This is a genomic window from Arthrobacter bambusae (assembly GCF_022606295.1).
Lineage (GTDB): Bacteria > Actinomycetota > Actinomycetes > Actinomycetales > Micrococcaceae > Arthrobacter > Arthrobacter bambusae_A.
The window spans coordinates 40,642-63,883 of the sequence record NZ_JAHHZS010000008.1 but is presented as its reverse complement, the minus strand read 5'-3'; the positions used below and the strand labels follow the sequence as shown (position 1 = coordinate 63,883).

At 65.0% G+C, this 23,242-nt stretch carries 16 protein-coding genes; 9 read left to right on the top strand and 7 right to left on the bottom strand.

The window, feature by feature from the left end:
• From KNN17_RS07625 to KNN17_RS07610, 4 genes are all read left to right on the top strand, one after another.
• On the top strand, positions 1–456 hold the full coding sequence (locus tag KNN17_RS07625) for a DUF6314 family protein (protein WP_308196780.1): 456 nt from the start codon (positions 1–3) through the stop codon (positions 454–456).
• Positions 453–869, top strand: coding sequence for an NUDIX hydrolase (locus KNN17_RS07620; RefSeq protein ID WP_241708178.1), 417 nt, complete (start codon positions 453–455; stop codon positions 867–869). The genes KNN17_RS07625 and KNN17_RS07620 overlap by 4 nt, the downstream gene beginning before the upstream one ends.
• 88 nt (positions 870–957) lie before the next feature.
• On the top strand, positions 958–4,314 hold the full coding sequence (locus KNN17_RS07615; protein ID WP_241708177.1) for a response regulator: 3,357 nt from the start codon (positions 958–960) through the stop codon (positions 4,312–4,314).
• Complete coding sequence (locus KNN17_RS07610; protein WP_241708176.1) at positions 4,311–5,243, top strand: GGDEF domain-containing response regulator; 933 nt, start codon at positions 4,311–4,313, stop codon at positions 5,241–5,243. Before KNN17_RS07615 ends, KNN17_RS07610 begins: the two co-directional genes overlap by 4 nt.
• A gap of 27 nt (positions 5,244–5,270) precedes the next feature.
• Here the strand turns inward: KNN17_RS07610 and KNN17_RS07605 are convergent, their stop codons facing one another.
• Both KNN17_RS07605 and KNN17_RS07600 read right to left on the bottom strand, forming a co-directional pair.
• Positions 5,271–7,184, bottom strand: coding sequence for an ABC transporter ATP-binding protein (locus tag KNN17_RS07605; RefSeq protein ID WP_241708175.1), 1,914 nt, complete (start codon positions 7,182–7,184; stop codon positions 5,271–5,273).
• On the bottom strand, positions 7,181–8,851 hold the full coding sequence (locus tag KNN17_RS07600) for an ABC-F family ATP-binding cassette domain-containing protein (RefSeq protein ID WP_241708174.1): 1,671 nt from the start codon (positions 8,849–8,851) through the stop codon (positions 7,181–7,183). The genes KNN17_RS07605 and KNN17_RS07600 overlap by 4 nt, the downstream gene beginning before the upstream one ends.
• Before the next feature lie 256 nt (positions 8,852–9,107).
• Between KNN17_RS07600 and KNN17_RS07595 the strand changes: the two genes are divergently transcribed.
• The 5 genes from KNN17_RS07595 to KNN17_RS07575 all read left to right on the top strand — a co-directional run bounded on the left by KNN17_RS07595 (position 9,108) and on the right by KNN17_RS07575 (position 13,098).
• Positions 9,108–9,833 carry a hypothetical protein gene (locus tag KNN17_RS07595; protein WP_078106258.1) on the top strand — a complete coding sequence of 242 codons (726 nt, stop codon included), beginning with the start codon at positions 9,108–9,110 and terminating at the stop codon, positions 9,831–9,833.
• A complete protein-coding gene (locus KNN17_RS07590) occupies positions 9,830–10,537 on the top strand; it encodes a hypothetical protein (protein WP_241708173.1) in 708 nt (235 codons plus the stop codon). The genes KNN17_RS07595 and KNN17_RS07590 overlap by 4 nt, the downstream gene beginning before the upstream one ends.
• Before the next feature lie 247 nt (positions 10,538–10,784).
• Positions 10,785–11,603 (top strand): amino acid ABC transporter substrate-binding protein, encoded by an 819-nt coding sequence (locus KNN17_RS07585; RefSeq protein ID WP_241708172.1) that lies wholly within the window; start codon positions 10,785–10,787, stop codon positions 11,601–11,603.
• Positions 11,604–11,618: 15 nt separating this feature from the next.
• Positions 11,619–12,284, top strand: a complete 666-nt coding sequence (locus KNN17_RS07580; protein WP_241708171.1) for an amino acid ABC transporter permease — start codon at positions 11,619–11,621, stop codon at positions 12,282–12,284.
• Positions 12,271–13,098 carry an amino acid ABC transporter ATP-binding protein gene (locus KNN17_RS07575; protein ID WP_241708170.1) on the top strand — a complete coding sequence of 276 codons (828 nt, stop codon included), beginning with the start codon at positions 12,271–12,273 and terminating at the stop codon, positions 13,096–13,098. Before KNN17_RS07580 ends, KNN17_RS07575 begins: the two co-directional genes overlap by 14 nt.
• A gap of 80 nt (positions 13,099–13,178) precedes the next feature.
• On the opposite strand, the gene KNN17_RS07570 is transcribed toward KNN17_RS07575, so the two are convergent.
• From KNN17_RS07570 to KNN17_RS07550, 5 genes are all read right to left on the bottom strand, one after another.
• Positions 13,179–15,320: a glycosyltransferase family 39 protein gene (locus KNN17_RS07570; protein WP_241708169.1), complete on the bottom strand. Its 2,142-nt coding sequence runs from the start codon at positions 15,318–15,320 to the stop codon at positions 13,179–13,181.
• A gap of 59 nt (positions 15,321–15,379) precedes the next feature.
• Entirely contained in the window at positions 15,380–16,687 is a 1,308-nt protein-coding gene (locus tag KNN17_RS07565; protein ID WP_241708168.1) for a bifunctional glycosyltransferase family 2/GtrA family protein, read from the bottom strand.
• A 105-nt stretch (positions 16,688–16,792) separates the two neighbouring features.
• Positions 16,793–19,816: an alpha-mannosidase gene (locus tag KNN17_RS07560; protein ID WP_241708167.1), complete on the bottom strand. Its 3,024-nt coding sequence runs from the start codon at positions 19,814–19,816 to the stop codon at positions 16,793–16,795.
• A 148-nt stretch (positions 19,817–19,964) separates the two neighbouring features.
• A complete protein-coding gene (gene fdhD, locus KNN17_RS07555) occupies positions 19,965–20,846 on the bottom strand; it encodes a formate dehydrogenase accessory sulfurtransferase FdhD (protein WP_241708166.1) in 882 nt (293 codons plus the stop codon).
• Position 20,847: 1 nt separating this feature from the next.
• Positions 20,848–23,184, bottom strand: coding sequence for an FdhF/YdeP family oxidoreductase (locus KNN17_RS07550; RefSeq protein WP_241708165.1), 2,337 nt, complete (start codon positions 23,182–23,184; stop codon positions 20,848–20,850).
• Positions 23,185–23,242 lie beyond the last annotated feature (58 nt).

The following is a 23,242-nucleotide window of genomic DNA, read 5'->3' as shown; positions in this document are numbered from 1 at the left end:
TTGAAAGACCAGCTGCGCGAATCGTCTCCGACGCAAGACCTGCGGGCCTACCTGCTGGGCAGCTGGACCGTGGAACGGTCCCTGTGGGACCGCGCGAGCGGCGCCCGAGGCACGTTCACCGGCGTCGTGCGCTATTCAGGAACCCCCGACGGCGGCCTCGCCCTTCGCGAAGACGGCACCATGACCTGGGCCACCCACACGGGTCCGGCCTTCCGCGAATACCTCCTGCGGCCCGGCGACTCCCCCGCCGCCATGGACGTCTATTTCCCGGACGGGAAGCCCTTCCACCGCATGAGCTTCCGAGACCACGCCAACGAGGACAGCCACTGGTGCGATCCCGATGACTACAAGGTCAATTACCTCTGGGGCGGACTGGACGCTTTCAGCTACGCCTGGGACGTCCAGGGACCGGCCAAGGACTTGCTGCTGGAATCCCGGCTAAGGAGAGAGCAATGACCCGCAACCGCCCAGCAAAGGACCTGATTGTGGTCAGCGCGGTCTGCGTCTACGACGACGCCGGACGGCTGCTGACGGTGCGCAAGCGCGGCACGGACAAGTTCATGCACCCGGGAGGCAAGCCCGAACCAGGTGAAACAGCGGCGGAGGCGGCATCCCGCGAGCTGGCCGAGGAAGTCGGAATCGACGTCGATCCGGCCGGGCTGGAGCCCTTGGGGAGCTGGCTCGCTGCCGCTGCGAACGAGGCCGCCACCGACATCGAAGCCACCGTCTTCACGGCACCGGGAACGTGGGAAGCCCATCCTTCGGCCGAGATCGCAGAGATCCGCTGGTTGGATCTCTCTGCCGAACTTCCGGACGATTTGGCTCCCCTCCTGACCGACCACGTGCTGCCCTTGCTCGCCCAAAGATGAAGAACCAGTAGAGCTTTCAGGCGACTGGTGGCAAAGTTTGGTTTAACCTAATACAGCCCCGCATTGTCAGATCCAGCTGGGGGATCGCATGCAATATCTTGATGAGCGCCGCGACGCTCCGGCCATCGGCATGAGCGGCTACGGGTTGCGAAAGCCCACCCTGCTGTGGGCGGTCATTGCCGCCGGTGCCGCAGTTGCCGTCCTGGCGATGGTTCTCGGAATCAACCACGGGACGTCCGCGGCCCAGTCCGCCGGGGATCTCGCCATCCTGGCGGCGGTGCTGCTCGCCACGGTCAGTTGCGCCCGCGCGGCCCGACGCAAAGACGAAAGCTCCCGCGCATGGTGGGTCATGGCGCTGGCCACGCTGATCTGGACCATCGGTCAATCAATCTGGACCTTCTACGGGCTGACGCTTGACCACAACTATCCCTACCCATCCGCAGCAGATGCCGCATTCGTCGGCTATTCGATCCCGGCCGCGATCGGCCTCTACTTGTTCCCGCGTCCCAGGGTTTCCCGTGTTGCTTTCCTGCGCGGACTCCTTGATGCGGCAGTGATCGCCTCCGCGGTGCTGTTCATCAGCTGGGCCACCGTCCTCGGTTCCATGTACAAGGCCGAGGGGCCGGACCCCCTCGTCCACCTCACCGGCCTTGCCTATCCCGTTGCCGATATCGTGATGGTTTCCCTTGTCCTCATGCTCACCATGCGGACGGCACCCGGCGAGCGCCTCAGGTGGGCCTGCCTGGGTGGCGGCCTCCTGGTCCTGGCGATCACTGACAGCACCTACGTGGACCAGACTTCCGACGGAGTCACTGGGCTCACCGGAACACCCTTGGCAGCAGGGTGGATCGCGGCGTTCCTGCTGATAGCCGTTGCCCCTTTGGTCCCTTACGCCCCGCGTCCCAGGACGGACCGGCGCCTTTACACCCTGGCCCTGGAACTCCTCCCCTATGTCCCCGTTTTCGGTGCCGTCATGGTGGCGCCCATACGCGTCGGGCGCCCCGGCGACCCCTTCCTCCAGACCGTAGGACTTACCGTGCTGGCCCTCGCCGTCACGCGCCAGATCCTCATGATCCTGGAGAACATCAACCTGACCCGGGATCTCGAATCGAAGGTTGCCCAGCGGACGGCGGAGCTTGAAGGCCTCGGCGCGATCGTCAACTCCTCGGCGGACGCCATCGTGGGAAAGACCCTTGACGGTGTCATCACCAGCTGGAACCCCGGCGCGGAACGGATCTACGGGTACAGCGCCGCAGAGGCAATAGGCAGGAATGTTTCCTTCGTCATTCCGGATGAGCTTCAGGATGAGGAGAACCAGCTCATGGCGGCCATCAGGGCCGGCGGCGAAACCCACAGCTACGAAACAACACGGCTCCGCATCGACGGTTCCCCCGTTCCGGTCTCGATCACCATGTCCCCGATCCGCGGCACCGGCGGCATCCGCGGAGTCGCCACGATCGCCCAGGACATCACCGAACGAAGGATCGCCCAGGCCGAGTTGGTGACTGCCAGGGAAGCCGCCGAGGAAGCCAGCCGCTTGAAGTCGGAGTTCCTCGCGACGATGAGCCATGAGATCCGCACGCCGATGAATGGCGTGATCGGGTTGACCGGCTTATTGCTGGACACCCCCTTGGAAGAAGCCCAGCGCCAATATGCCGAGGGCGTCAAGGGGGCGGGCGAAGCCCTGCTCACCCTGATCAATGACATTCTGGACTTCTCGAAACTCGAAGCCGGCAAGGTCGATCTTGACCCTGTGCCCTTCAATCCACGCACCTTGGTGGAGGAACTCGCGGTCCTCCTTGCCGAGCCCGCACAAGCCAAAGGCCTTGAGCTGATTGCCTACTGCCGCCCGGAGGTTCCGGCGATGCTGGTGGGCGACGTCGGCCGCATCCGGCAGATCCTGCTCAACCTGGCCTCAAACGCCGTGAAGTTCACCCCCTCGGGGGAAGTCGTCATCAGCGTGAAGGTCGTGGAGCAGGAATCCACGAACGTGCGGGTGCGCTTCGAAGTCCGGGACACCGGGATCGGGATCGAGGCGGCAGACCATCTCAGGCTCTTCGAGTCGTTCTCGCAGGCCGACGCCTCCACCACCCGGCGATACGGTGGAACCGGCCTGGGGCTGGCGATCTCACGGAGGCTCACCGAAGTGATGGACGGCGAGATCGGGGTCGACAGTTCCTTGGGCAACGGAAGCACCTTCTGGGCCACCCTTCCCTTGGCGGTGAGCGGGCCCGCCGCAGTTCCGCCGTCGGTCTCGCCCGAGCAGCTCACGGGACTGCGGGTCCTGGTGGTGGACGACAACTCGACCAACAGGCTGGTGCTCACAGCGCAATTGGCGGGCTGGCGGATGAATCCTGAGGCTGTCGGCGACGCCCAACAGGGCCTGGACCGCTGCCGTGAAGAAGCCGCCGCCGGACGTCGCTTCGACATTGCGGTGCTGGACATGTGCATGCCGGACATGAACGGCTTGGAACTGGCCCACAAGCTGAGCACCGACGTCGCGCTGGAATCGACGCGGATCATCATGCTGACGTCCACCATGAATGTGGACAAAGCCGAACTTGTGGCCGCCGGGGTCCGGGAATGGCTGACGAAACCCGTCCGCAGCTCCGAATTCTACGACCGGCTCATGCGTCTTGTAGCGGCCCGCCCACTCGCGGCTCCCGCGGTTTCTCCGGCGATCCCTGTAACCATCAGCCAGCCTTCGCACGGCCTGATTCTGGTCGTCGAGGACAACGAGGTCAACCAGCTCGTGGCCCGCAGCATGGTTGCGAAGCTCGGGTACGAGGCCGACGTCGTTGCCGACGGCAGCCAAGCAGTCGCCGCCACCGCGGCCAAGGAGTATGCCGCAGTCCTGATGGATTGCCATATGCCCGTCATGGACGGATTCGAGGCCACCAAGGCTATCCGGGCACGCAACGATGGCCGCAGGCGGCTCCCCGTCATTGCCATGACCGCAGGGGCCCTGGATGAGGATCGTGAGCGCTGCCTCGCGGCCGGCATGGACGACTATCTGACCAAACCGGTGGACGTGGACACCTTGGACCAGGTTCTCTCGCGATGGATCCCGGAAAGTTCCGAGGAAGATGCCGGACCTGCCCTCGACCCCGCAAGGCTGGAAACGTTGCGTGACCTCGGCCCGGCAGACGGATTGGGGTTGCTGCCCGCCGCGGCCCAGGCCTTCAGGCAAGACATTCAACCGAGCCTGCAAGCACTCCGCCAGGCTTTGGACAACGGAAGCGGACAAGCTTTCAGACAGGTGGTCCACAAATTGAAAGGCGCCGCAGCCAACATCGGAGCCGCCCGCGCCGCCCGGATGTGCGAGGAATTGGAACGCAGCTCATCAAGCGGCAAGCCTGTCGATCCGGCGCTCATAGCCGGCCTTGAGGCCGAACTTGCCCTCGTTGACAAAGCCTTGGACCATGCCCTGTCGGTGGCCTCGTGAAGGTCCTGGTGGCGGACGACGACTTCGGTTCGCGCCTCGTGGCGAAGGCCGCGGTGGAGCAGTCCGGCCATGAATGCATCGTGGCAGCGGATGGCAGCTCCGCCTGGGAACTGTACCGGCAACACCGGCCGCAAGTCGTCGTGACTGACCTGATGATGCCCGGGCTCAACGGACTGGAGCTCTGCCGCGCCATCCGGAGCGCGGAAGAAGACTCCTACACCTATCTTGTCCTTGTCACGTCGAAGGATGCCCGCGAGGACGTCGTCGCGGGCATGCACGCCGGTGCTGATGATTACGTGGCCAAGCCGCTTGACCCGTTCGCTTTGCACACCCGGCTGCTGGTGGCGCAACGGGTGACTTCGCTGCACACGGACCTTGCCCGCTACCGTGCCGCGCTCGCGGAGCAAGCGCGGACCGATCCCCTGACGAAGCTCCATAACCGGCTGAAGCTCTCGGAGGACCTGGAACGGCTGCATGACAGAAGCGCCCGCTACGGGACGGACTACAGCCTGGCGATCTGCGACGTGGACAATTTCAAGAGATACAACGATCTCTATGGCCACCAGGCCGGCGACCTCGCCTTGCAGTCGGTAGCGGCCTCCCTTGCCGCCCAAGGGCGCGAAAGCGATGGAATCTACCGGTTCGGCGGGGAGGAATTCCTCTTCCTGCTGCCCGGCCAGACGGCATCCGGCGCAGAGGCAAGGCTCGCCCGCGCACTGGAGGCAGTGCGGGACCTGGGGATTGCCCACTCAGGAAACCCTTCGGGCACCCTCACCTTGAGCGCCGGTCTCTCGGCCTTCGTGCCCGACCACCGGGTCAGCAGCGAACGGCTCCTCAAGGAAGCCGATATGGCCTTGTACACCGCCAAGTCCGCCGGCCGGAACCGCGTGGAGGTCGCGCCCGAAGTCCGTCAACACACCAGGAGCTGACTCTAAGGGCCGGCGCCGGCGCCGCGCCTAAAGCTCCGGAACAGCTTCCTGGGCCACGGCCGTCGCCTCGGCGAACTGCGTGTTGTACAGCTCTGCGTATCGGCCGTCCCCGGCGAGGAGCTCTGCATGCGAGCCGCGCTCGATGATCGATCCGTCCTCCACGACGAGGATGACGTCGGCCGCCCGGATGGTGGAGAGCCGGTGGGCGATCACGACGGCGGTGCGTCCCTCAAGTGCCTCGCCCAAGGCCGCTTGGACGGCCGCTTCACTGGTGGAGTCCAGGGCTGCTGTGGCTTCGTCCAGAATGACGACCTTCGGTTGGGCGATGAGGAGCCGGGCAATGGTGAGCCGCTGGCGTTCCCCGCCGGAAAGCCGGTAACCGCGCTCCCCCACCACGGTCTCCAGGCCGTCCGGCAAGGAGCGGACCATGGCTTCGAGCCGGGCGCGCCGGAGCACGTCCCACATTTCCTCGTCCGTCGCTCCCGGCCGGGCCAGGCGCAAGTTGGAGGCGATGCTTTCGTGGAACAGGTGGCCGTCCTGGGTGACCATGCCCAGGGTCGCCCTGAGGGAATCGAACGTTACGTCCCGGATGTCCAGGCCGGTACCCCACCCGTGCCCGCCCAGGCGCACGGCGCCGGAGTCGACGTCGTACAGGCGGGACAGCAGTTGCGCCACGGTGGACTTGCCCGCGCCGGAGGACCCCACGAGCGCCACGGTCTGCCCGGGCTCCACGCGGAAGCTGATACCGTGCAGGACCTCCTCGCCGCCGCGCGTGTCGAGCGTCGCCACTTCCTCGAGGGAGGCGAGGGAAACCTTTTCCGCGGACGGGTAGCCGAAGCGGACGTCGTCGAACTCCACCGCGACAGGTCCCGAAGGCACCGCGACGGCGTCGGGCTTCTCCTGGATGAGCGGCTTGAGGTCCAGGATCTCGAAGACCCGCTCGAAGCTGACCAACGCGCTCATCACCTCGACGTGGGCGCTCGACAGCGCGGTGAGCGGCGCATAGAGCCGGGTGAGCAGCAGCGCCAGCACGACGACGTCGCCCGCGGCCAGCTGCCCGCTCAGCGCAAGCCAACCGCCCAGTCCATAAACGAGTGCGAGGGCAAGTGCGGAAACGAGGGTCAGCGCGGTGATGAACGTGAACTGCAACATGGCGGTGCGGACGCCGATGTCCCGCACGCGGCCGGCCCGCAGGGCGAACTCGGCGGATTCTTCGTCCGGGCGGCCGAAGAGTTTGACGAGCGTGGCTCCTGGTGCGGAGAAACGCTCCGTCATCTGGGTTCCCATGGCCGCGTTGTGGGACGCGGCCTCACGGCGGAGGTCGGCCAGCTTGGAGCCCATGCGGCGTGCGGGGATCAGGAAGATGGGGAGCAGCACCATCGCCAGGACGGTGACCAGCCAGGAGGTGTTGAGCATGACCACGAGTGTCAGGATCAAGGACACGACGTTGCTGACCACCCCGGAGAGCGTGCCCGCGAAGGCCGACTGGGCTCCGATGACGTCGTTGTTGAGCCGGCTGACGAGGGCGCCGGTCCGGGTCCGTGTGAAGAAAGCGATGGGCATGCGCTGCACGTGGTCGAACACCTGCGTCCGGAGATCAACGATCACGCCTTCGCCGATCACGGAAGACAGCCACCGGGTCAGCAGTCCCACTCCGGCGTCGGCGACGGCCACGGCAGCGATGAGCGCGGCCAGCCCGATCACGACGTCCACGCCTGCTTTGGCGATGAGCGCATTCACCACCTTGCCGGCCAGCACCGGAGTGGCAACCGCAAGGAATGCGCCGGCGATGGAGGCCAGGACGAAGGCAATCAGCTTGTTGCGGTACGGTTTCGCGAAAGCGAGCACGCGCTTGATGGTTTCCCGCGAAAACGGCTGGGAGCCGCTCTTGGCGCGGGTGATGTTGTAGAGCGAGCGCCAGGCGACGCCATCCATGCTCATGGCTTGTGATTCCCCATTCCGGAAGTGTGGTGCAGTTCGGTCACGGTGCCGTTGTCAAGGTGCCAGCGGGAATCGAGCCGGACGTTTTCGAGCAGGCGGCGGTCGTGCGTGACCAGCAGGAGCGCGCCGTCGTAGCCGTCGAGGGCTTCCTCAAGCTGCTCGATCGCCGGCAGGTCGAGGTGGTTGGTGGGTTCGTCCAGGACCAGCAGGTTGACGCCGCGGGCCTGCAGCAGCGCGAGCGCCGCGCGGGTGCGTTCGCCCGGGGACAAGGAATCCACGGTCCGGGAAGTGTGGTCCGCCTTGAGGCCGAACTTGGCCAGGAGGGTGCGGACATCCGCCGAGTTCCATTCGATCAGGACGGACTCGACGGCGTCTGCCAGGGTGAGGTGCCCCGCCAGCAGTCCACGGGCTTGGTCGATCTCGCCGATCGCCACGGACGCACCCATGGAAGCGTCTCCGGCGTCGGGCTCCTGGAGTCCCAGCAGCAGCCGCAGGAGGGTGGATTTTCCTGCTCCGTTGGGTCCGGTGATGCCAATTCGTTCGCCGGCGTTGAGCTGGAGATTGACCGGTCCGAGCGTGAAATCGCCCTGGTGGGCCACGACGTCGCGCAAGGTCGCCACGACGGAACTGGAGCGCGGAGCCTGGCCGATGCTGAACTGCAGCTGCCATTCCTTGCGCGGCTCTTCCACCTCGTCGAGCCGGGCGATGCGCGACTCCATCTGCCGGACTTTCTGTGCCTGCTTTTCCGACGACTCGACGCTCGCCGCCCTGCGGATCTTGTCGTTGTCCGGGCTCTTCTTCATGGCGTTGCGGACACCCTGCGAGCTCCACTCGCGCTGCGTCCGGGCCCGGGATACGAGATCAGCCTTGGTGTTGGCGAATTCCTCGTAGCGTTCCCGGGCGTGCCGCTTTGCCACAGCCCGCTCTTCGAGGAAGGAATCGTAGCCGCCGTCGTAGACCGCCACGCTGCTCTGGGCCAGGTCCAGCTCCAGCACCTTGGTGATGCAGCGCGCCAGGAACTCACGGTCGTGCGAGACGAGCACCGCGCCGCCGCGAAGGCCCTGGACGAACGATTCAAGCCGGGCGAGTCCGTCGAGGTCCAGGTCATTGGTGGGTTCGTCGAGGAGCACGACGTCGAAGCGGCTCAGCAGGAGCGCGGCGAGGGCAACGCGGGCGGCCTGCCCTCCGGAAAGGCCGGTCATGAGCGCGTCCGGACCCGATTCGAGGCCAAGCTCCGCCAACACCGCGGGAATCCGGTCCTCCAGGTCCGCGGCACCCGATGCCATCCAGCGGTCGAAAGCCAAGGAGTATGCGTCGTCGGCGTCAGGGGTCCCGGCCGCGAGTCCCTCGGCGCCGGCTTCCATCTCGGCCGTTGCTTGGGCGCAACCAGTGCGGCGGGCAATGTAGGCCGCGACGGTTTCGCCGGGGGTGCGTTCGTGTTCCTGGGGCAGCCAGCCGACAAAGGCGTCGCTGGGAGCGAGGCTGACCGTGCCCTCCTGGGGGCGGTCGGCTCCCGCAAGGATCCGCAGCAGGGTGGATTTCCCGGCGCCGTTGGCGCCGACGACACCCACGACATCTCCTGGCGCGACTGTGAGGGAGAGCTTCGAGAACAAGGTGCGGTGACCGTGGCCGCCGGAAAGCTCTTTGGCGACAAGCGTTGCAGTCATTGGTCTATCCTCTCACTGCTCCGCTCCTGAGCGGAAAGACCGGCCACGTGGGGCAACCGTTTGAAAACCCTGCCGTGCGAAAAAGCCCGGGGCATGGAAGAACCCGCCGGTCCGTACTTGGGGGGTGTGCGGACCAGCGGGTTCGAGAATCAAGCATAATTCAATGTGCGCTCATCGTAAAATCGACCTCACGCGAGCTGGCAGGAGCCGCCTGCCGGATGCCGCACGCCGGTCCTCGCCTATCAGAAAGTGGTTAATGTCCCTCCCTTCCAAGGCGTTCCAGCGCTGGCTGCACGGTATCGCCCCGGACACCAGCACGGCTGATGTGTGCCGCTTTTCGGGAGTGAAACGCACGACGTTGGCCCAGCAATTGGTCCGCGGCAAGGTGGCCGAGAGTTCGCTCGTGAGCATCAGCCGGGCCTTCGACATGAATCCCTTCGACGCGTTGGCGCAATTCGAGGCCTACGCGGCGCTTCGCGGGACCCCGGTTCCCCCTACTGACGCGGAACTCGTCAGCCAGGTCTCCACCATGGACCTGCTGCGGGCAGTCGTGGAGCGCTCCGGCCCCCGGGACGGCGTCGCGTCTTTGGTCTTGGCAGAGACTCCGCACGCGAGTTCGGTCAGGAACTGGGTGGACGCGATTGACGACGGCGAGCTGCGCCACCGCGTGAGCGAGGCCAGCGGGATTGCGCCGCAGAACTTCTCCGCGCACCTGACGGCCAACAGGCTGCCCCCTGAACTGGCCTTGGCAACGTCGCGAGCCGCCGGCGTCGGACCGGCCGGAGGCCTCGTGGCCAGCGGCCTCGTCACCGAGGCCGAGGCAGGATGGCCCCCCGGGGCGCGGCGCGCCGCCCTGGACAGGATGACCGAGGGCGAACTGGCACTGTTGGCCGGAGAGCGCCTGCAGGCGCTGGGCAAGGCCCTGCGCCGCCATGAACACGAGCTCGACCACAACAACAGAATCTGGGAAAACTTGGGATGATCACCGTATTGGCGTGGGCCACGCTCCTCGTTTGCGTCACCTTGACGGCCATTCGCATTCCGAGCGCCGTGCGGGGTGAAAACCGGATGATGTTCGTCCTGTTCGCCCTGATTTCCCTCGACATCCTCCTCAGCATCGAGGGTCCGTACATGCTGTTTGACGGATGGCTGGGCAACTTCAACCTCTGCAACCTGCTGCTCCGGTTCCTGCTCTACGGAACGTTCCTGCTGATGGGCATCAAGGTTGCCCGGGCGTTTGGCTCACCCGGCGGTGAACGTGCCATCCGCGGGCCGATCGGTTTGGCCGTCTTGGGTGGTACCGCGGTCCTGACTGCCGCCTTCTTCTTCTCGACGGACACCTCGGGCTCCAGCGTGGGCCTGGACGCGCTGACGTGGGGGCCGTCACTCGAGGTCTACGCGGCTTTGGGACGGTTTTACCCGGGCTACGTCGCCGTATGCCTTCTCCCGGGCATGTGGCGGTCCGTTCGAAACCCGGGTCCCGTCCTGCTCCGCGCCGCGTCTGCGACCCTGCTCCTGGGCCTCGGATTGCTCATCGTTTCCCAAGTGTTTCCGCTCATCCCGCTTTCGAACACGTGGCTGCGCCCGCTCATCAATTACTCGGCCGCTTTGGCGGCTGCGCTTGGCTTGGGAGGTATCTGGTTGTCCAAGACCGTTGCCAGCCGGACTCGCCGCGCGGTAACGTAAAAAACATACCGCGTAACCTCTTTCATAAATCCATTATATCGTGGCATAATTATGAATGTGTGAAGGCGACGCAGCCTGACCTTTGAATCAATGAACGGGTTTCCAAGGTTCGTGGCGCGTGCGGAAGCACTTTTGGGGGGATGAGTGGTGGCGGGCTGTTGGGGACCGCCCCCACTCAGCCTATTTAAGCGTCCTTGTGTGTAGGCCCGGGGCAAGCTGGTACGGTCCCGTGACTAAGATGGCTTTCATGAAGAGCTTGTCCAATCGCCGCATAGCCCTGTCCGCAACCCTTGCCGCCGTCGCGCTGGCACTGTCCGCTTGCGGCGGCGGCTCCTCGCCGTCGTCGACGTCGGGTGGAGACACCTCGCTCTCCGACGTCAAGTCCAAAGGCGAGATCGTCATCGCCACCGAAGGCACGTACCGGCCGTTCAGCTTCCACGACAACGGAGCCGGCCCCCTCACAGGCTTCGACGTCGAAATCGCCCAGGCCGTGGCCGGCAAGCTCGGCGTCAAGGCAACCTTCCAGGAAACCCAGTTCGATGGCATCTTCGCGGGACTTGATGCCAAGCGCTTCGACGCTATTGCCAACCAGATCTCCATCAACCCTGAGCGCACGGCCAAGTATGACTTCTCGGTGCCGTACACGATCTCCAACGGCGTCGTGGTGACCAAGTCCGACAACAACTCCATCAACAGCTTCGCCGACCTCAAAGGCAAGACCACCGCCCAGTCGCTGACCAGCAACTTCTACAAGATGGCAGTCGACGCCGGCGCCAACGTCCAGTCCGTCGAAGGTTGGGCGCAAGCCGCCACCTTGGTCCGCCAGGGCCGCGTCGACGCAACGGTCAACGACAAGCTGACCTATCTCGATTACGCCAAGAGCACCCCGGACTCCGGCTTGAAGATCGCGGCGGAGACCACCGACAAGACGCAAAGCGCCATGGTCTTCCGCAAGGGATCCACCGAACTCAAGGCCGCAGTGGACAAAGCCCTCGCGGACCTTCGCACAGACGGAACCCTGGCAAAGATCTCCCAGAAGTACTTCGGCGCAGACGTTACCAAGTAGCCGGCGGCCAAACAGATGACCTTCAACTGGGACCTCGTCTGGAGTTCCTTCGGGCCGATCGTCGGCGGCGCCGTCACGGGTACCATCCCCCTGACACTGGCCTCGTTCGCCCTGGGCCTGGCCTTGGCCCTGCTCGTTGCGCTCTTGCGGCTGAGCCCCAACAAGCTGCTCTCCGGCGTCGCGCGCTTCTACGTTTCCGTGATCCGCGGGACGCCTTTGTTGGTGCAATTGTTCGTGATCTTCTACGGCCTCCCGAGCATTGGCGTGAAGCTGGAGCCGTGGCCTAGTGCCATCATCGCGTTTTCGCTCAATGTGGGCGGTTACGCGGCCGAGGTCATCCGCGCCGCGATCCTGTCCGTGCCCAAGGGCCAATGGGAGGCCGGGCACACCATCGGAATGTCGCGGCCGGAAACGCTTGTGCGGATCATCCTGCCGCAAGCGGCCAGGGTTTCGGTGCCTCCGCTGTCCAACACCTTCATTTCCCTCGTGAAGGACACCTCGCTGGCTTCACTCATCCTGGTCACCGAGCTTTTCCGCAACGCCCAGCAAATTGCCGCGTTCAGCCAGGAATTCATGATCCTGTATCTCGAATCGGCCTTGGTCTATTGGGTCATTTGCCTCGTCCTCTCCACGGGCCAGTCCGCCCTGGAGCGTAGATTGGACCGTTATGTCGCCCACTGAGCCCAGCAACGCCTCCCAGGGAAACTCCGGGCTGGTCTTGTCCGCGCGGGACCTCACCAAAGCCTTCGGCAGCAACGAGGTGCTGCGCGGCATCGACATCGAAGTCCGCCGCGGACAGGTGGTTGCCTTGATCGGGCCTTCCGGTTCGGGAAAGACGACTGTCCTGCGCTCGCTCAACGGCCTCGAAGTGCCCGACGCCGGCACAGTCACCTTCGGGGACGCCGACGCCGGTACGGTACGGGGGTCGGGCGCGGGACTGACGCTCGATTTCGCGGGAACCGTGGGCAAGCGGGAGATCGCCGCCCTCCGGGACCGCAGCGCCATGGTGTTCCAGCACTACAACCTGTTCCCGCACATGACGGTCCTCAAGAACATCATCGAGGGACCGCTGCAGGTCCAGAAGCGCCCCCGCGCGGAAGTTGTTGCCGAAGCCGAGCGGCTCCTGGCCCGGGTGGGCCTCGCTGACAAGCGCGACGCTTACCCCTTCGAACTGTCAGGCGGCCAGCAGCAACGCGTGGGAATCGTGCGGGCCTTGGCCCTCAAGCCCCAATTGCTGCTCTTCGACGAGCCCACCTCGGCCCTGGACCCGGAACTCGTGGGTGAGGTGCTGGGTGTCATCAAGGAACTGGCCGACGAAGGCTGGACCATGGTGATCGTGACGCACGAGCTCGCCTTTGCCCGCCAGGTTGCCGATGAAGTCATCTTCATGGACGGCGGCGTGGTGGTGGAACGCGGTCCTGCCGCGGAGGTCCTCCGGGAACCGCGCGAGGAACGCACCAAGCAATTCGTCAAGCGTCTCCAGCACGACGTCTGACCCAACTAGCTCGCATTTGTTGTCGTTTTGGGCCTCCAGAACGACATTAACTGCGAGTTAGTTGGGCCAGGGTCGCCCGCTCATTGGTGCAGACGGTAGACGGTGCTCCCTCCGACTGTCGTAGCCGGGAACGTTGCTTCGACCCACTGCGTGATGGCCGAGGATGTGCCGTTCCCGGCTGCCCGTCCGAGGCCACGTGCCTCGGTTCCACTATCGCTGCGGGCCGCCGGGCCCTGTCCGGGATTTTCAGGATCCGAGGCACCTGCCTTGCCGGGCGCGCCTTGGCCGCCCGGACCGCCAAAGGGACTGCCCGGAACGAAGTAGGAAATTTGTCCTGCGGCAACCATTTGCCTGAACTGGTCCAGGGTCGGAAATGGATCGGAACCGCTGAAACCGCCAATGGCCATCACCGAAGTATCGGAACCGAGCTCAAGCGCTGCGGCACTGTTCGCGCCAACGGTGGCAGCAGACCACTTCGTCTTCGTCGTCTGCAGAAGGGTGTTCAGCGCGGAATTCCCGAGGGGTTCGGTGAATCCTTCTGCCGCGGCCTGGGGGTTGGCGGCATCGGAACCACGGAAGCGGTCGAATGCCCCGTTACGGGAGGCGGAACCGGCCGGGCTGGTGAGCCCTGCGAGCCCCATCGCTTGGTTGTTCGCTCCTGAGCCCGGTCCCGCGGAAGGCGAGCCTCCGGTATGGCCGGTGGCCGCAGTGGCTACAGTCCATGCGCCCGCGCCGAGGCCTGTTGACAAGAGCGCCAGGATCGCCGCCGCTGCACTGGCTTTCCCAAGCCGGATCGGACCAGCCGCGATCAAGGCTGCGCTCAGGATGCCTGCAGCGAGAACTGTCCATCGGAGCCACGGGAGCCACCCCGGGTCGCTGGAAAGCAGCACGAAGGACCATATCGACGTCAGCAGGACAGCCGACACCAGCACGGCCCGGGACGCAGGCTGGGACCGGTGTTTCCAGAGTTGGACCCCGACGATGCCGAGCAACGCGGCGACGGCAGGGGCAAGTTCGACCGTGTAGTAGGCGTGGATGGTGCCACTCATGAAGGAAAAGACAGCGGCGGTGATGACCAGCCATGTGCCCCACAAGACCAAGGAGGCACGGATCGCATCGGTCCTCGCGGCCCGGCGCGTGAACCACAGTCCGGCTACCAGGAGGAGGAACGCGGCGGGCAGGAACCACGCCACTTCAGCGCTGAACTCGCCGCCGAACAAGCGGAGGACACCGGGAGGGCCGCCGAACGAGAATCCAGCCCCACCTCCGCCGCCGCCAGGCACAGCACCGGCGCCACCGGAATAGCGGGCAAAGTCCGGTGCCGCGCCTCCCCCGGGGGTCGCGCTGCCCCGGCCTAGGATCCGGCTCAGCCCGTTATAGCCGAAGACAAGTTCCCACAGGGAATTTCCTTGCGACCCCGCCATGTATGGCCGTACGGATACCGGAGTGAGTTGGAAAACAAGCGCGTACGCGCCGGAGACGAGCGTGATGCCTCCCGCGGCGCCGAGCAAGTGCAGAAGCCTCTTCTGGAGCGGAACCGGGGCGGCCAACAGGTAGGCAAGTCCGAGCGCCGGGACGGTCATCAGCCCTTCAAGCATCTTGCTGAGGAAGGCCATGCCCACAAACGTTCCTGCCCAGAAAAGCAACGCCGGGCTGGCCTTCTGGGTGGCGTTCACAGTCATCCAGGCCGCAACCATGAGGCAGAAGACCATCATGGCATCGGGGTTGTTGAAACGGAACATGAGTGCGGCCACTGGAGTCGCGGCGAGGGCAGCTCCTGCGACAAGGCCTGCGGCCGGTCCCGCCGCCCGTTTGACGGCCAAGTAGAGCATCCCGACGGAAGCGATCCCCATCGCTGCCTGGGGCAGCAGCATGGTGAAGGAATTGAACCCGAAGACGCGGCCCAGCAGGGCGGGTATCCAGAAAGCTGCCGGCGGCTTATCGACCGTAATGGCGTTCGATGGGTCCAGGGATGCGAACAGCAATGCCGTCCAGTTCTTTGTCCCCGACTGGATGGCCGCAGCGTAGAAGGAATTGGCGTATCCGGAATTCGTCAGATTCCACACGTAGACCAGCGCGGCAACCAGGAGCAGTGCCGCGGCCGAGGGCCTGACCCACCGCGGTTGATTTTCGCCGTACGCCAGGCGCTCCCATCGATTGGCAAAAGCGGCCTCTCGGGGAGCGGCGGCTTTCTGGTCCCGGGTGGGGGTGGTGACAGTCATGGATTTGGAGCTCATTGTGTCTTTCACTTGAAATGGAGCGTTTGTGGGCTTCCGCACGCCTAGGGCTGGCGCGGTTGCTTGAAGACCCAGACCCTGAACAGGATGAACTTCAGCAGGGTCGCCAGGAGGTTGGCGCCGACGACGCCCGCTACTTCGACCGCCCTGGGGGGCTCACCGCCGGAGGCCAGCCAGAACAGGACCCCGGAAGTCAGCGCCAGGCCAAGGGCGAAGACCACAAGGCCCTGGAACTGGTGCCGTACAGCTCCCGTCGCTCCGGACACCCCGAAGGTCAGCCGCCTGTTGGCCGCGGTGTTTGCAACCGCCGTGATGAGCATTGCCACGAAATTCGCGGTCTGCGCATCGGCGAACGTACGCATGAAGACGAACAGGGCGAGATAGGCCAACGTCGAGACGACACCCACGACGCCGAAACGGAGCATTTGCCCCAGGAGCGCGCCGTTGCCTTTGTCCGGGGCCTTGCGGCCAAGGGCGGTGCGCAGCTCGGCGACCGGTATCCGCCCCGTCATCATGTCCCGCCCGATCCGCACGATCCCTTTCAAGTCATCGATCGAGGTCCGCACGATGTCAACCGACGAGTGCGGGTCATCTGTCCAGTCGACCGGCACCTCGGCCACCCTGAGACCGGCCCGATCGGCGATGACCAGCAATTCGGTGTCGAAAAACCAGGCATCGTCGACGGTGCACGGCAGGAGGGCGCGCGCGATGTCAGAACGGATGGCTTTGAAGCCGCATTGGGCGTCCGAGAAGCGTGCGCCCAGTGAGCCGCGGAGGATGAGGTTGTAGCTTCGGGAGATGAACTCCCGTTTGGCTCCTCGAACGACACGCGAGTTTCGGTTCAGGCGGGTTCCGACCGCCAAATCCGAGTGCCCCGACAAGAGCGGCGCAATGAGTGGACCGAGGGCTGCAAGATCCGTGGACAAATCAACATCCATGTAGGCGACCACCGCCGCCTCGGACGCGAGCCATACGGTCCGAAGCGCCCGCCCGCGCCCCTTCCGGTCCAGGTGCTCGACGCGCACTTCACTGAACTCGGTACTGAGGCGGCGTGCGATCTCCAGGGTCGAGTCTGTGCTGGCATTGTCCGCGATGGTGATCGTGAACAGGTGCGGGAAGCTGTCCTTGAGATAGGAATGCAGGCGACGGACCGCCGGTTCGAGGGCCGCTTCTTCGTTGTAGACCGGTATCGCGACGTCAAGAATCACCCTGCCGTCGGACGTGCTGATCGGAGCCCGTTCGGGCCGGATCGCAGGGATGCGGCGGGCGGTGGACTCCGTCGCTTGCTCTTGTCCCCCGGGCTGCTGCCGTTCCGTTTGTTCGGCAGGCAGCCGTCCGGAGTCGGTCGTCATGGCATTGGACATTGTCCCAAGGTACGCAACGAAGGTTGGGGCTTCCCTGAAGGAGCCTGTGCGTCCGCCGTAAACCGGCCCGGCCCACCGGCCGCGCCGTCGCCACTAACTGAACCGCAAGGTCACCAACTGGAACGGGCGCAGTGCAAGTTCGGCGGCACCCACGCCAGGCTTCACCCCTGGAGCCTCAACCGGGCGCTCCAAGAGGTCAACGGATTGCACCTTGGCGGATTCGAAGTTGGCCGTGATGAGGCCAGTGGAACGCTCCCCCAGTGATTCGTAAAGCCGTACGATCACGTCTCCGGAGCCGTCCTCGGCAAGCTTGACGGCCTCGATGACCAGCGCTTGGTTGAACACCGTGAAGAGCGGTTCCACAGGGTTCGCGCCCGTCAGCAGCCTTGGCTTGAGGTTTGTCCGGTACCCCTCTTCCACGGCGTCGCCGATGCTGGCGCCGGGCCGGATGCTCAGATCCAGGACGTGCACACCGAGGTCGGACTGGGGGTCCGGGAACTTGGGCGCCCGCAGCAGTGATACGCGGACATTGGTGGTGGTTCCGCCGTCGTCGCGGATGGTCCGGGTGACGTCGTGCCCGTAGCTCGATGCGTTGGAAAGCGCGACACCGTAACCCGGCTCCGCCACGTGGATCCAGCGGTGGGCGCAGAATTCGAACTTGGCAGCCTCCCAGGACGTGTTGGTGTGCGTGGCCCGGAATACGTGCCCGAACTGGGTCTCCGAGGCGGAACGATCAGCGCGGACATCCAGCGGGAAACCGATCTTCAGCAGTTTCTCGTGTTCCTGCCAGTCCACCGTGGTGGAAATACCGAGGGATTCCGCGCCGGCCTCAAGTGAAATGCGCTGCGTGATCGTGGAGGAGCCCACCGTCCGCTCCACCACGACGACGGCGTCCCAGCCTGCGCTTTCCAGCGTCACCGATCGCGCGTCGACTACCGAGACGACGTTCCGGCGGTAGAACTCGTCAATGTCCCAGGCATCCCATTCGTTGGGCGTGTCCCGATGGAGCTCAAGGTGGTTTCCGAACATCCCGGGCGCAATGGCTTCCCGGCCCGTTGCGTAATCCGACAGGGAGGTCAGCAATCCGTTGGCGTCCAGCACCGCGCGGATGATTCCGTTGTCCAAAACATACCCGCCGGCGCGTTCCGTGACATTGACTGGATGATCCGAGTGGACCGGCTCGGCAGCGGCGAGCGAGGGTACGCCGCTGCGTTCGTGCGGCGCTGCATTGAGCAGGAACATGGTGTCTCCCTCGCCCAGCAGGGCGGACGCAGCACCCGCAATGATGCCTTCGAGTTCCCGGGCGATTGCGGCGTAGTTCCGCTCCGCATCCTGGTGGACCCACGCGATGGAACTGCCCGGCAGGATGTCGTGGAACTGCTGGAGCAGCACCAGCCGCCACAACCGCTTGAGGTCCGCCGCGGGATAGGTGAACGAACCTGCAGTCCGTACTGCCGCCGTCGAGCACCAAAGCTCGGCCTCGCGCAGCAGGTGTTCCGAGCGGCGATTGCCTTGTTTCGTATTGGCCTGGCTCGTGTAGGTGCCCCTGTGCAGCTCGAGGTACATCTCGCCTACCCAGACCGGGAGGTTGCGGTACTCAGCCTCGGCCTGCTTGAAGAACTCCTCGGCGGTTCCCATGCGCACCCTTGGCGAGCCTTCCAGATCCGCTGTCCTGTGGGCTGCGGCAACCATTTCGCGTGTGGGTCCGCCGCCGCCGTCGCCGTAACCGAACGGGACCAGCGAGATGGTGCCGCGGCCGTGCTCCCGGTAGTTGCGCTGGGCGTGTGCGAGTTCGCGGCCGTGGAGCTCGGAGTTGTAGGTGTCCACGGGCGGGAAGTGGGTGAATAGCCGCGTGCCGTCGATGCCCTCCCAATTGAAGGTGTGGTGCGGCATTTTGTTGACCTGGTTCCAGGAGATCTTCTGGGTCAGGAACCACCGGGACCCAGCGGCTTTGACGATCTGCGGGAGGGCACCGGAATATCCGAAGGAGTCAGGCAGCCACGCTTCCTGGCAGTCGATGCCGAACTCCTCCAGGAAGAAGCTTTTGCCCTCCACGAATTGGCGCGCCATCGCCTCGCCGCCGGGCATGTTGGTGTCCGATTCCACCCACATGCCGCCGACCGGCACGAATTGCCCGGCCTTGACCTTTTCCCGGATCCGGATGAACAGCTCCGGGTAGAACTCTTTCATCCATGCCAATTGCTGCGCAGAGGAGCAGGAGAAGACGAAATCGGGGTTCTCATCCATGAGCGCGACGACGTTGGAGAATGTGCGGGCGCATTTGCGGATGGTTTCACGGACCGGCCACAGCCAGGCCGAGTCAATGTGGGCGTGGCCAGTGGCCAGAAGTTCGTGGGCCGAGGCGTAGGCGGGCCGGCTCAAGACCTCGGCGAGGGCTTCCCTGCCGGCGGCTGCCGTCCCGGCAACATCGTCCGGGTCCATGACGTCGAGCATGCGCTCGAAGGCGCGGAGGATCTCATGCCGCCTGGGCAGTTCGAAGGGCAACTCGTGCATCAGCCCGCTGAGGGTCCAGATGTCCTGGTGGAGTTCCCACACCACCTCGTTGAGTTCGGCTATGGCTATGCGTCCGAGCCGGTAGCGGGGTTCGTCTCCGGAAGTGGTTTTGTCCCCCAAGGGAGTTGCTGCGAAGCTCCACCCCTGGCTGAGGTCCGGGTTGGCGGCGGCTTCCACGTAGAAGTCCACCGAGAGGCCGCCACCGAGCAGCTTCAGCGGGACGTGCTGGTTGCGCGGGGAGATGGCCTTGATGATGGTGCCGTCCGGCCGCCAGGCGATGCCTTCGCACTGGAATCCAGGAGCGTCGATGCTGAACCCGAGATCGACGACGATCTCCACCGCGGTGCCATCCGCGACTCCCCAGCCCTCCGGGACCTCGCCCCGAAGCCGCAACCATTTGGTGCTCCAGGCCTTGCCCCACGCAGCACCGTGTTCCTGGGGTTCAAAGACCTGGCGGACTGCTTCCGACACCGTCACCGGCTCTCCCGGGGCATCCCAGCTGCTCATTTCAAGAGGCAGTGCCCTGCCATAGATGGCGGGCGCTATCCGCTCCCGGACAAAACGTTCGAGCCGCTTCTCGGTGATCCGGCGGTCGTCGTGCAATTGAGGTCCCCTTTGCAGTGGGCTCGGTTGATTGCTTCCTTACCGTTATGAGCAGCCTGAATCGGCAGGGTCATTGTTCGGAAGAAACAGATTCCATTCGATGGATAAAATCTACGTTGTTCCGGAACAATAGCCAAGTGATTGGCGGTCAACCCCGCACATCCGAAGATGCGGCCGGAACACCCACCCGGTCACTGCCTGCATAGACGTTCAGGCTGGTCCCCCGGCTGAATCCCACCAGGGTCAGGCCGGTCTCCTGCGCGAGCTCCACCGCGAGGCTGGAGGGTGCGCTGACGGCGGCCAGAACCGGAATCCCTGCGAGCGCCGCCTTCTGGACCAGTTCGAAGGATGCCCGCCCGGAGACTTGCAGGACGGTGCCGCTCAAGGGCAACAGTCCTTCGCGGAGTGCCCAGCCCACCACCTTGTCCACCGCATTGTGCCTGCCCACGTCTTCCCGCAGGCACAGCAGCTCGGCGGCACCGTCGTCGTGGATCCGGAAGAGTCCGGCGGCATGCACTCCCCCGGTCTTGTCGAAGACCGCTTGTGCTTCGCGGAGACGGTCAGGCAGCGACGCCAGAACCTCGACCGGAATGCTCAGGGAGTCGCCGGCGGGGCTGAAGTGTGAGGATTTGCGCACTGCCTCGATGGAGTCGGTGCCGCAGATCCCGCACGAGCTGGAGGTGTAGACGTTGCGGCCGGTCTCCGGAAGGACGACGTCGGGACGCAACTGCGCCTCCACGACGTTGAAGGTCTGCACGCCGTTCTCGTCCTCGCCGGCGCAGAAACGCAGGGAAATGAGCTGGGCCGGGTCCCAGATGACGCCCTCGGAGACCAGGAAGCCCGCCACGAGGTCAAAGTCGTCGCCAGGGGTCCGCATGGTCACCGAGAAGGACAGGTGCCCCAGGCGCACCTCGAGCGGTTCCTCGACAGCCAGGAAGTCCTCGCGGTACCGGACCGGGTGCTCCAGCGCCTGGGCGGAGCCATCCAGGACATATTTGTGCACCTTGCGGCGCTGGGTTACCCGTCCCATCTCAGATACCCACCGTCCCGGCAGAATCCCGGTTTCCGGCGGCATCCCCATGCTTGACGAACCGCACTGTCATGGCCTTGTAGCCCGGCGTGTTGGATTCACGGGCAACGAGCTCCCGGTGGACCAGGGCGTTGGCCTCCGGGAAGTACGCCGCCGCGCAACCCTTGGCAGTGGGGTAGGCAACCAGCCGGAATTTGTCCGCCCGGCGTTCCGTTCCGCCGAAAGTGGAGATGACGTCCACCATGTCCCTGTCCACGAAGCCGAGCTCGCTGAGATCCTCCTCGTGGACAAGGATGACCCGGCGGCCTTCGGAAATTCCCCGGTAGCGGTCGTCGAGCCCGTAGAACGTGGTGTTGTACTGGTCGTGGCTGCGGACTGTCTGCAGGATCAGGTGGCCGGCCGGGGCTTCCAGGTACTCCAGCGGACTCACGGTGAAGCGTGCCTTGCCGATGTCCGTGGCGAACGTGCGGGTGTCGCGTGGCGGATTGGGCAGCACGAAACCGTTCTTGGTCCGCACCCTTGCGTTGAAGTCCTCGAAGCCGGGGATCACCCTGGAGATGTGGTCCCGGATGACGTCGTAGTCCTCGGCCATGGCACGCCAATCCACAGGGTGTCCATCCCCGAGCACTGCCTGGGCCATGCGTGCGACGATGACGGGTTCGCTGAGCAGGTGCTCCGAGACCGGGGTCAACCGGCCCTGGGTGGAATGGATGACGGACATGGAGTCTTCCACGGAGAGGATCTGCCGCCCGCCCGGGTGTTTGTCGTCCGTGTCCGTTCGGCCCAGGGTAGGCAGGATCAGGGAGGTCTTGCCGTGCACCACGTGGGCACGGTTGGGTTTGGTGGAGATGTGCACCGTCAGCCCGGCCCTTTTGAGCCCTTCTTCCAGCGCGACGGTGTCCGAGCCCGCCGCGGCGAAGTTGCCGCCCATGGAAACGAACACGTCCACATCACCCTTCTCCAGGGCGTGTTGGGTTTCCACGGAGTCGTATCCGTGCGCCCGCGGCATGGTGAATCCAAACTCTTTGTCCAAGGCTGCCAGGAAGCGCTCGGAAGGCTTCTCCCAGATGCCCATGGTGCGGTCGCCCTGCACGTTGGAGTGGCCGCGGACGGGGCAGGCTCCGGCACCCCGCTTGCCGAAGTTTCCCTGCAGGAGCAGCAGGTTGATGATTTCCCGCAAGGTGTCCACCGAGTGGGGCTGCTGGGTCAGGCCCAGCGCCCAGCAAATGATGGTGCCTTTTGAGGCGGCCAGCATGCCGGCCACCTTGGTGATTTCGATGCGGCTCAGGCCCGTGGCGCGTTCGGTCTCGACCCAGTCCAGCGCAGCCCGGGCTTCGGCGTAGGCCTCGAAGCCGTCGGTCTGGGCCTCGACGAAGGCGCGGTCCACCACTGTTCCCGGCTGCCGCTTCTCCTCCTCGAGCAGGAGATGGCCCAGCGCCTGGAACAAGGCAAGGTCGCCACCGACCTTGATCTGCAGGAATTCATCGGCGATGTCCGTGCCGCCTCCCACGACGCCGTTGAGCGACTGGGGATCCTTGAAATTGAGGAGCCCGGCTTCCGGCAATGGATTGACGGCGACAACCTTGCCGCCGTTGTTCTTGCAATCACGCAAGGCGGAGAGCATGCGCGGATGGTTGGTGCCCGGGTTCTGGCCCACAACGAGCACCAGTTGGGCTTCGTGGATGTCTTCCAGGGAGACCGTGCCCTTGCCGATGCCGATGGTCGGGTTGAGGGCGCTCCCGGAAGACTCGTGGCACATGTTCGAGCAGTCGGGCAGGTTGTTGGTGCCCAGGCTGCGTGCGAACAGCTGGTACATGAACGCGGTCTCGTTGGCCGTCCGCCCCGAGGTGTAAAAAACGCAGCGCTCCGGCGTCGTGGCATTCACGTGCTCGCCGATCAGGGCGAAAGCATCCGTCCAGCTGATCGGCGAATAGTGTGTGTCGCCGGGGCGGATCACCACTGGCTCGGCAATGCGGCCTTGGCTGCCGAGCCAGTATTCGGTCTTGTCCTCAAGCTCGGCCAGGGAGTGCCGGGCCCAGAATTCCGCGTCGACCACGCGCGTGGTGCTCTCCTCGGCGATTGCCTTGGCCCCGTTTTCACAGAACTCGGCGGGGCTGCGTTTGCCGGTGATGGACTCCGGCCAGGCGCAGCCGGGACAGTCAAAGCCGTCCCGTTGGTTGACGCGGAGCATTGACTTGACGGTCCGGCTGACGCCCGCTTGGGCCCAACCGCGTTCCAATGCAACGGTGACTGCCTTGACGCCCGCGGCGGAGCGCTTGGGTGGGTGGATCTGGAGGTCATCTTCGTTGATGTCCTGCTCGGGAGCATGCCTGTTCATGTCCCCATCATTGCAAGGCATGACTCTCTAATCCACCCGCGTCCATTCGGCGTCGGAA

Bases quoted from the DNA above. Each gene is read 5' to 3' on its own strand.
- KNN17_RS07620 (WP_241708178.1), top strand. From the start codon at position 453: ATGACCCGCAACCGCCCAGCAAAGGACCTGATTGTGGTCAGCGCGGTC.
- KNN17_RS07615 (WP_241708177.1), top strand. From the start codon at position 958: ATGCAATATCTTGATGAGCGCCGCGACGCTCCGGCCATCGGCATGAGC.
- KNN17_RS07605 (WP_241708175.1), bottom strand. From the start codon at position 7,184: ATGAGCATGGATGGCGTCGCCTGGCGCTCGCTCTACAACATCACCCGC.
- KNN17_RS07600 (WP_241708174.1), bottom strand. From the start codon at position 8,851: ATGACTGCAACGCTTGTCGCCAAAGAGCTTTCCGGCGGCCACGGTCAC.
- KNN17_RS07595 (WP_078106258.1), top strand. From the start codon at position 9,108: ATGTCCCTCCCTTCCAAGGCGTTCCAGCGCTGGCTGCACGGTATCGCC.
- KNN17_RS07590 (WP_241708173.1), top strand. From the start codon at position 9,830: ATGATCACCGTATTGGCGTGGGCCACGCTCCTCGTTTGCGTCACCTTG.
- KNN17_RS07585 (WP_241708172.1), top strand. From the start codon at position 10,785: ATGAAGAGCTTGTCCAATCGCCGCATAGCCCTGTCCGCAACCCTTGCC.
- KNN17_RS07580 (WP_241708171.1), top strand. From the start codon at position 11,619: ATGACCTTCAACTGGGACCTCGTCTGGAGTTCCTTCGGGCCGATCGTC.
- KNN17_RS07575 (WP_241708170.1), top strand. From the start codon at position 12,271: ATGTCGCCCACTGAGCCCAGCAACGCCTCCCAGGGAAACTCCGGGCTG.
- KNN17_RS07570 (WP_241708169.1), bottom strand. From the start codon at position 15,320: ATGACTGTCACCACCCCCACCCGGGACCAGAAAGCCGCCGCTCCCCGA.
- KNN17_RS07565 (WP_241708168.1), bottom strand. From the start codon at position 16,687: ATGACGACCGACTCCGGACGGCTGCCTGCCGAACAAACGGAACGGCAG.
- fdhD (WP_241708166.1), bottom strand. From the start codon at position 20,846: ATGGGACGGGTAACCCAGCGCCGCAAGGTGCACAAATATGTCCTGGAT.
- KNN17_RS07550 (WP_241708165.1), bottom strand. From the start codon at position 23,184: ATGAACAGGCATGCTCCCGAGCAGGACATCAACGAAGATGACCTCCAG.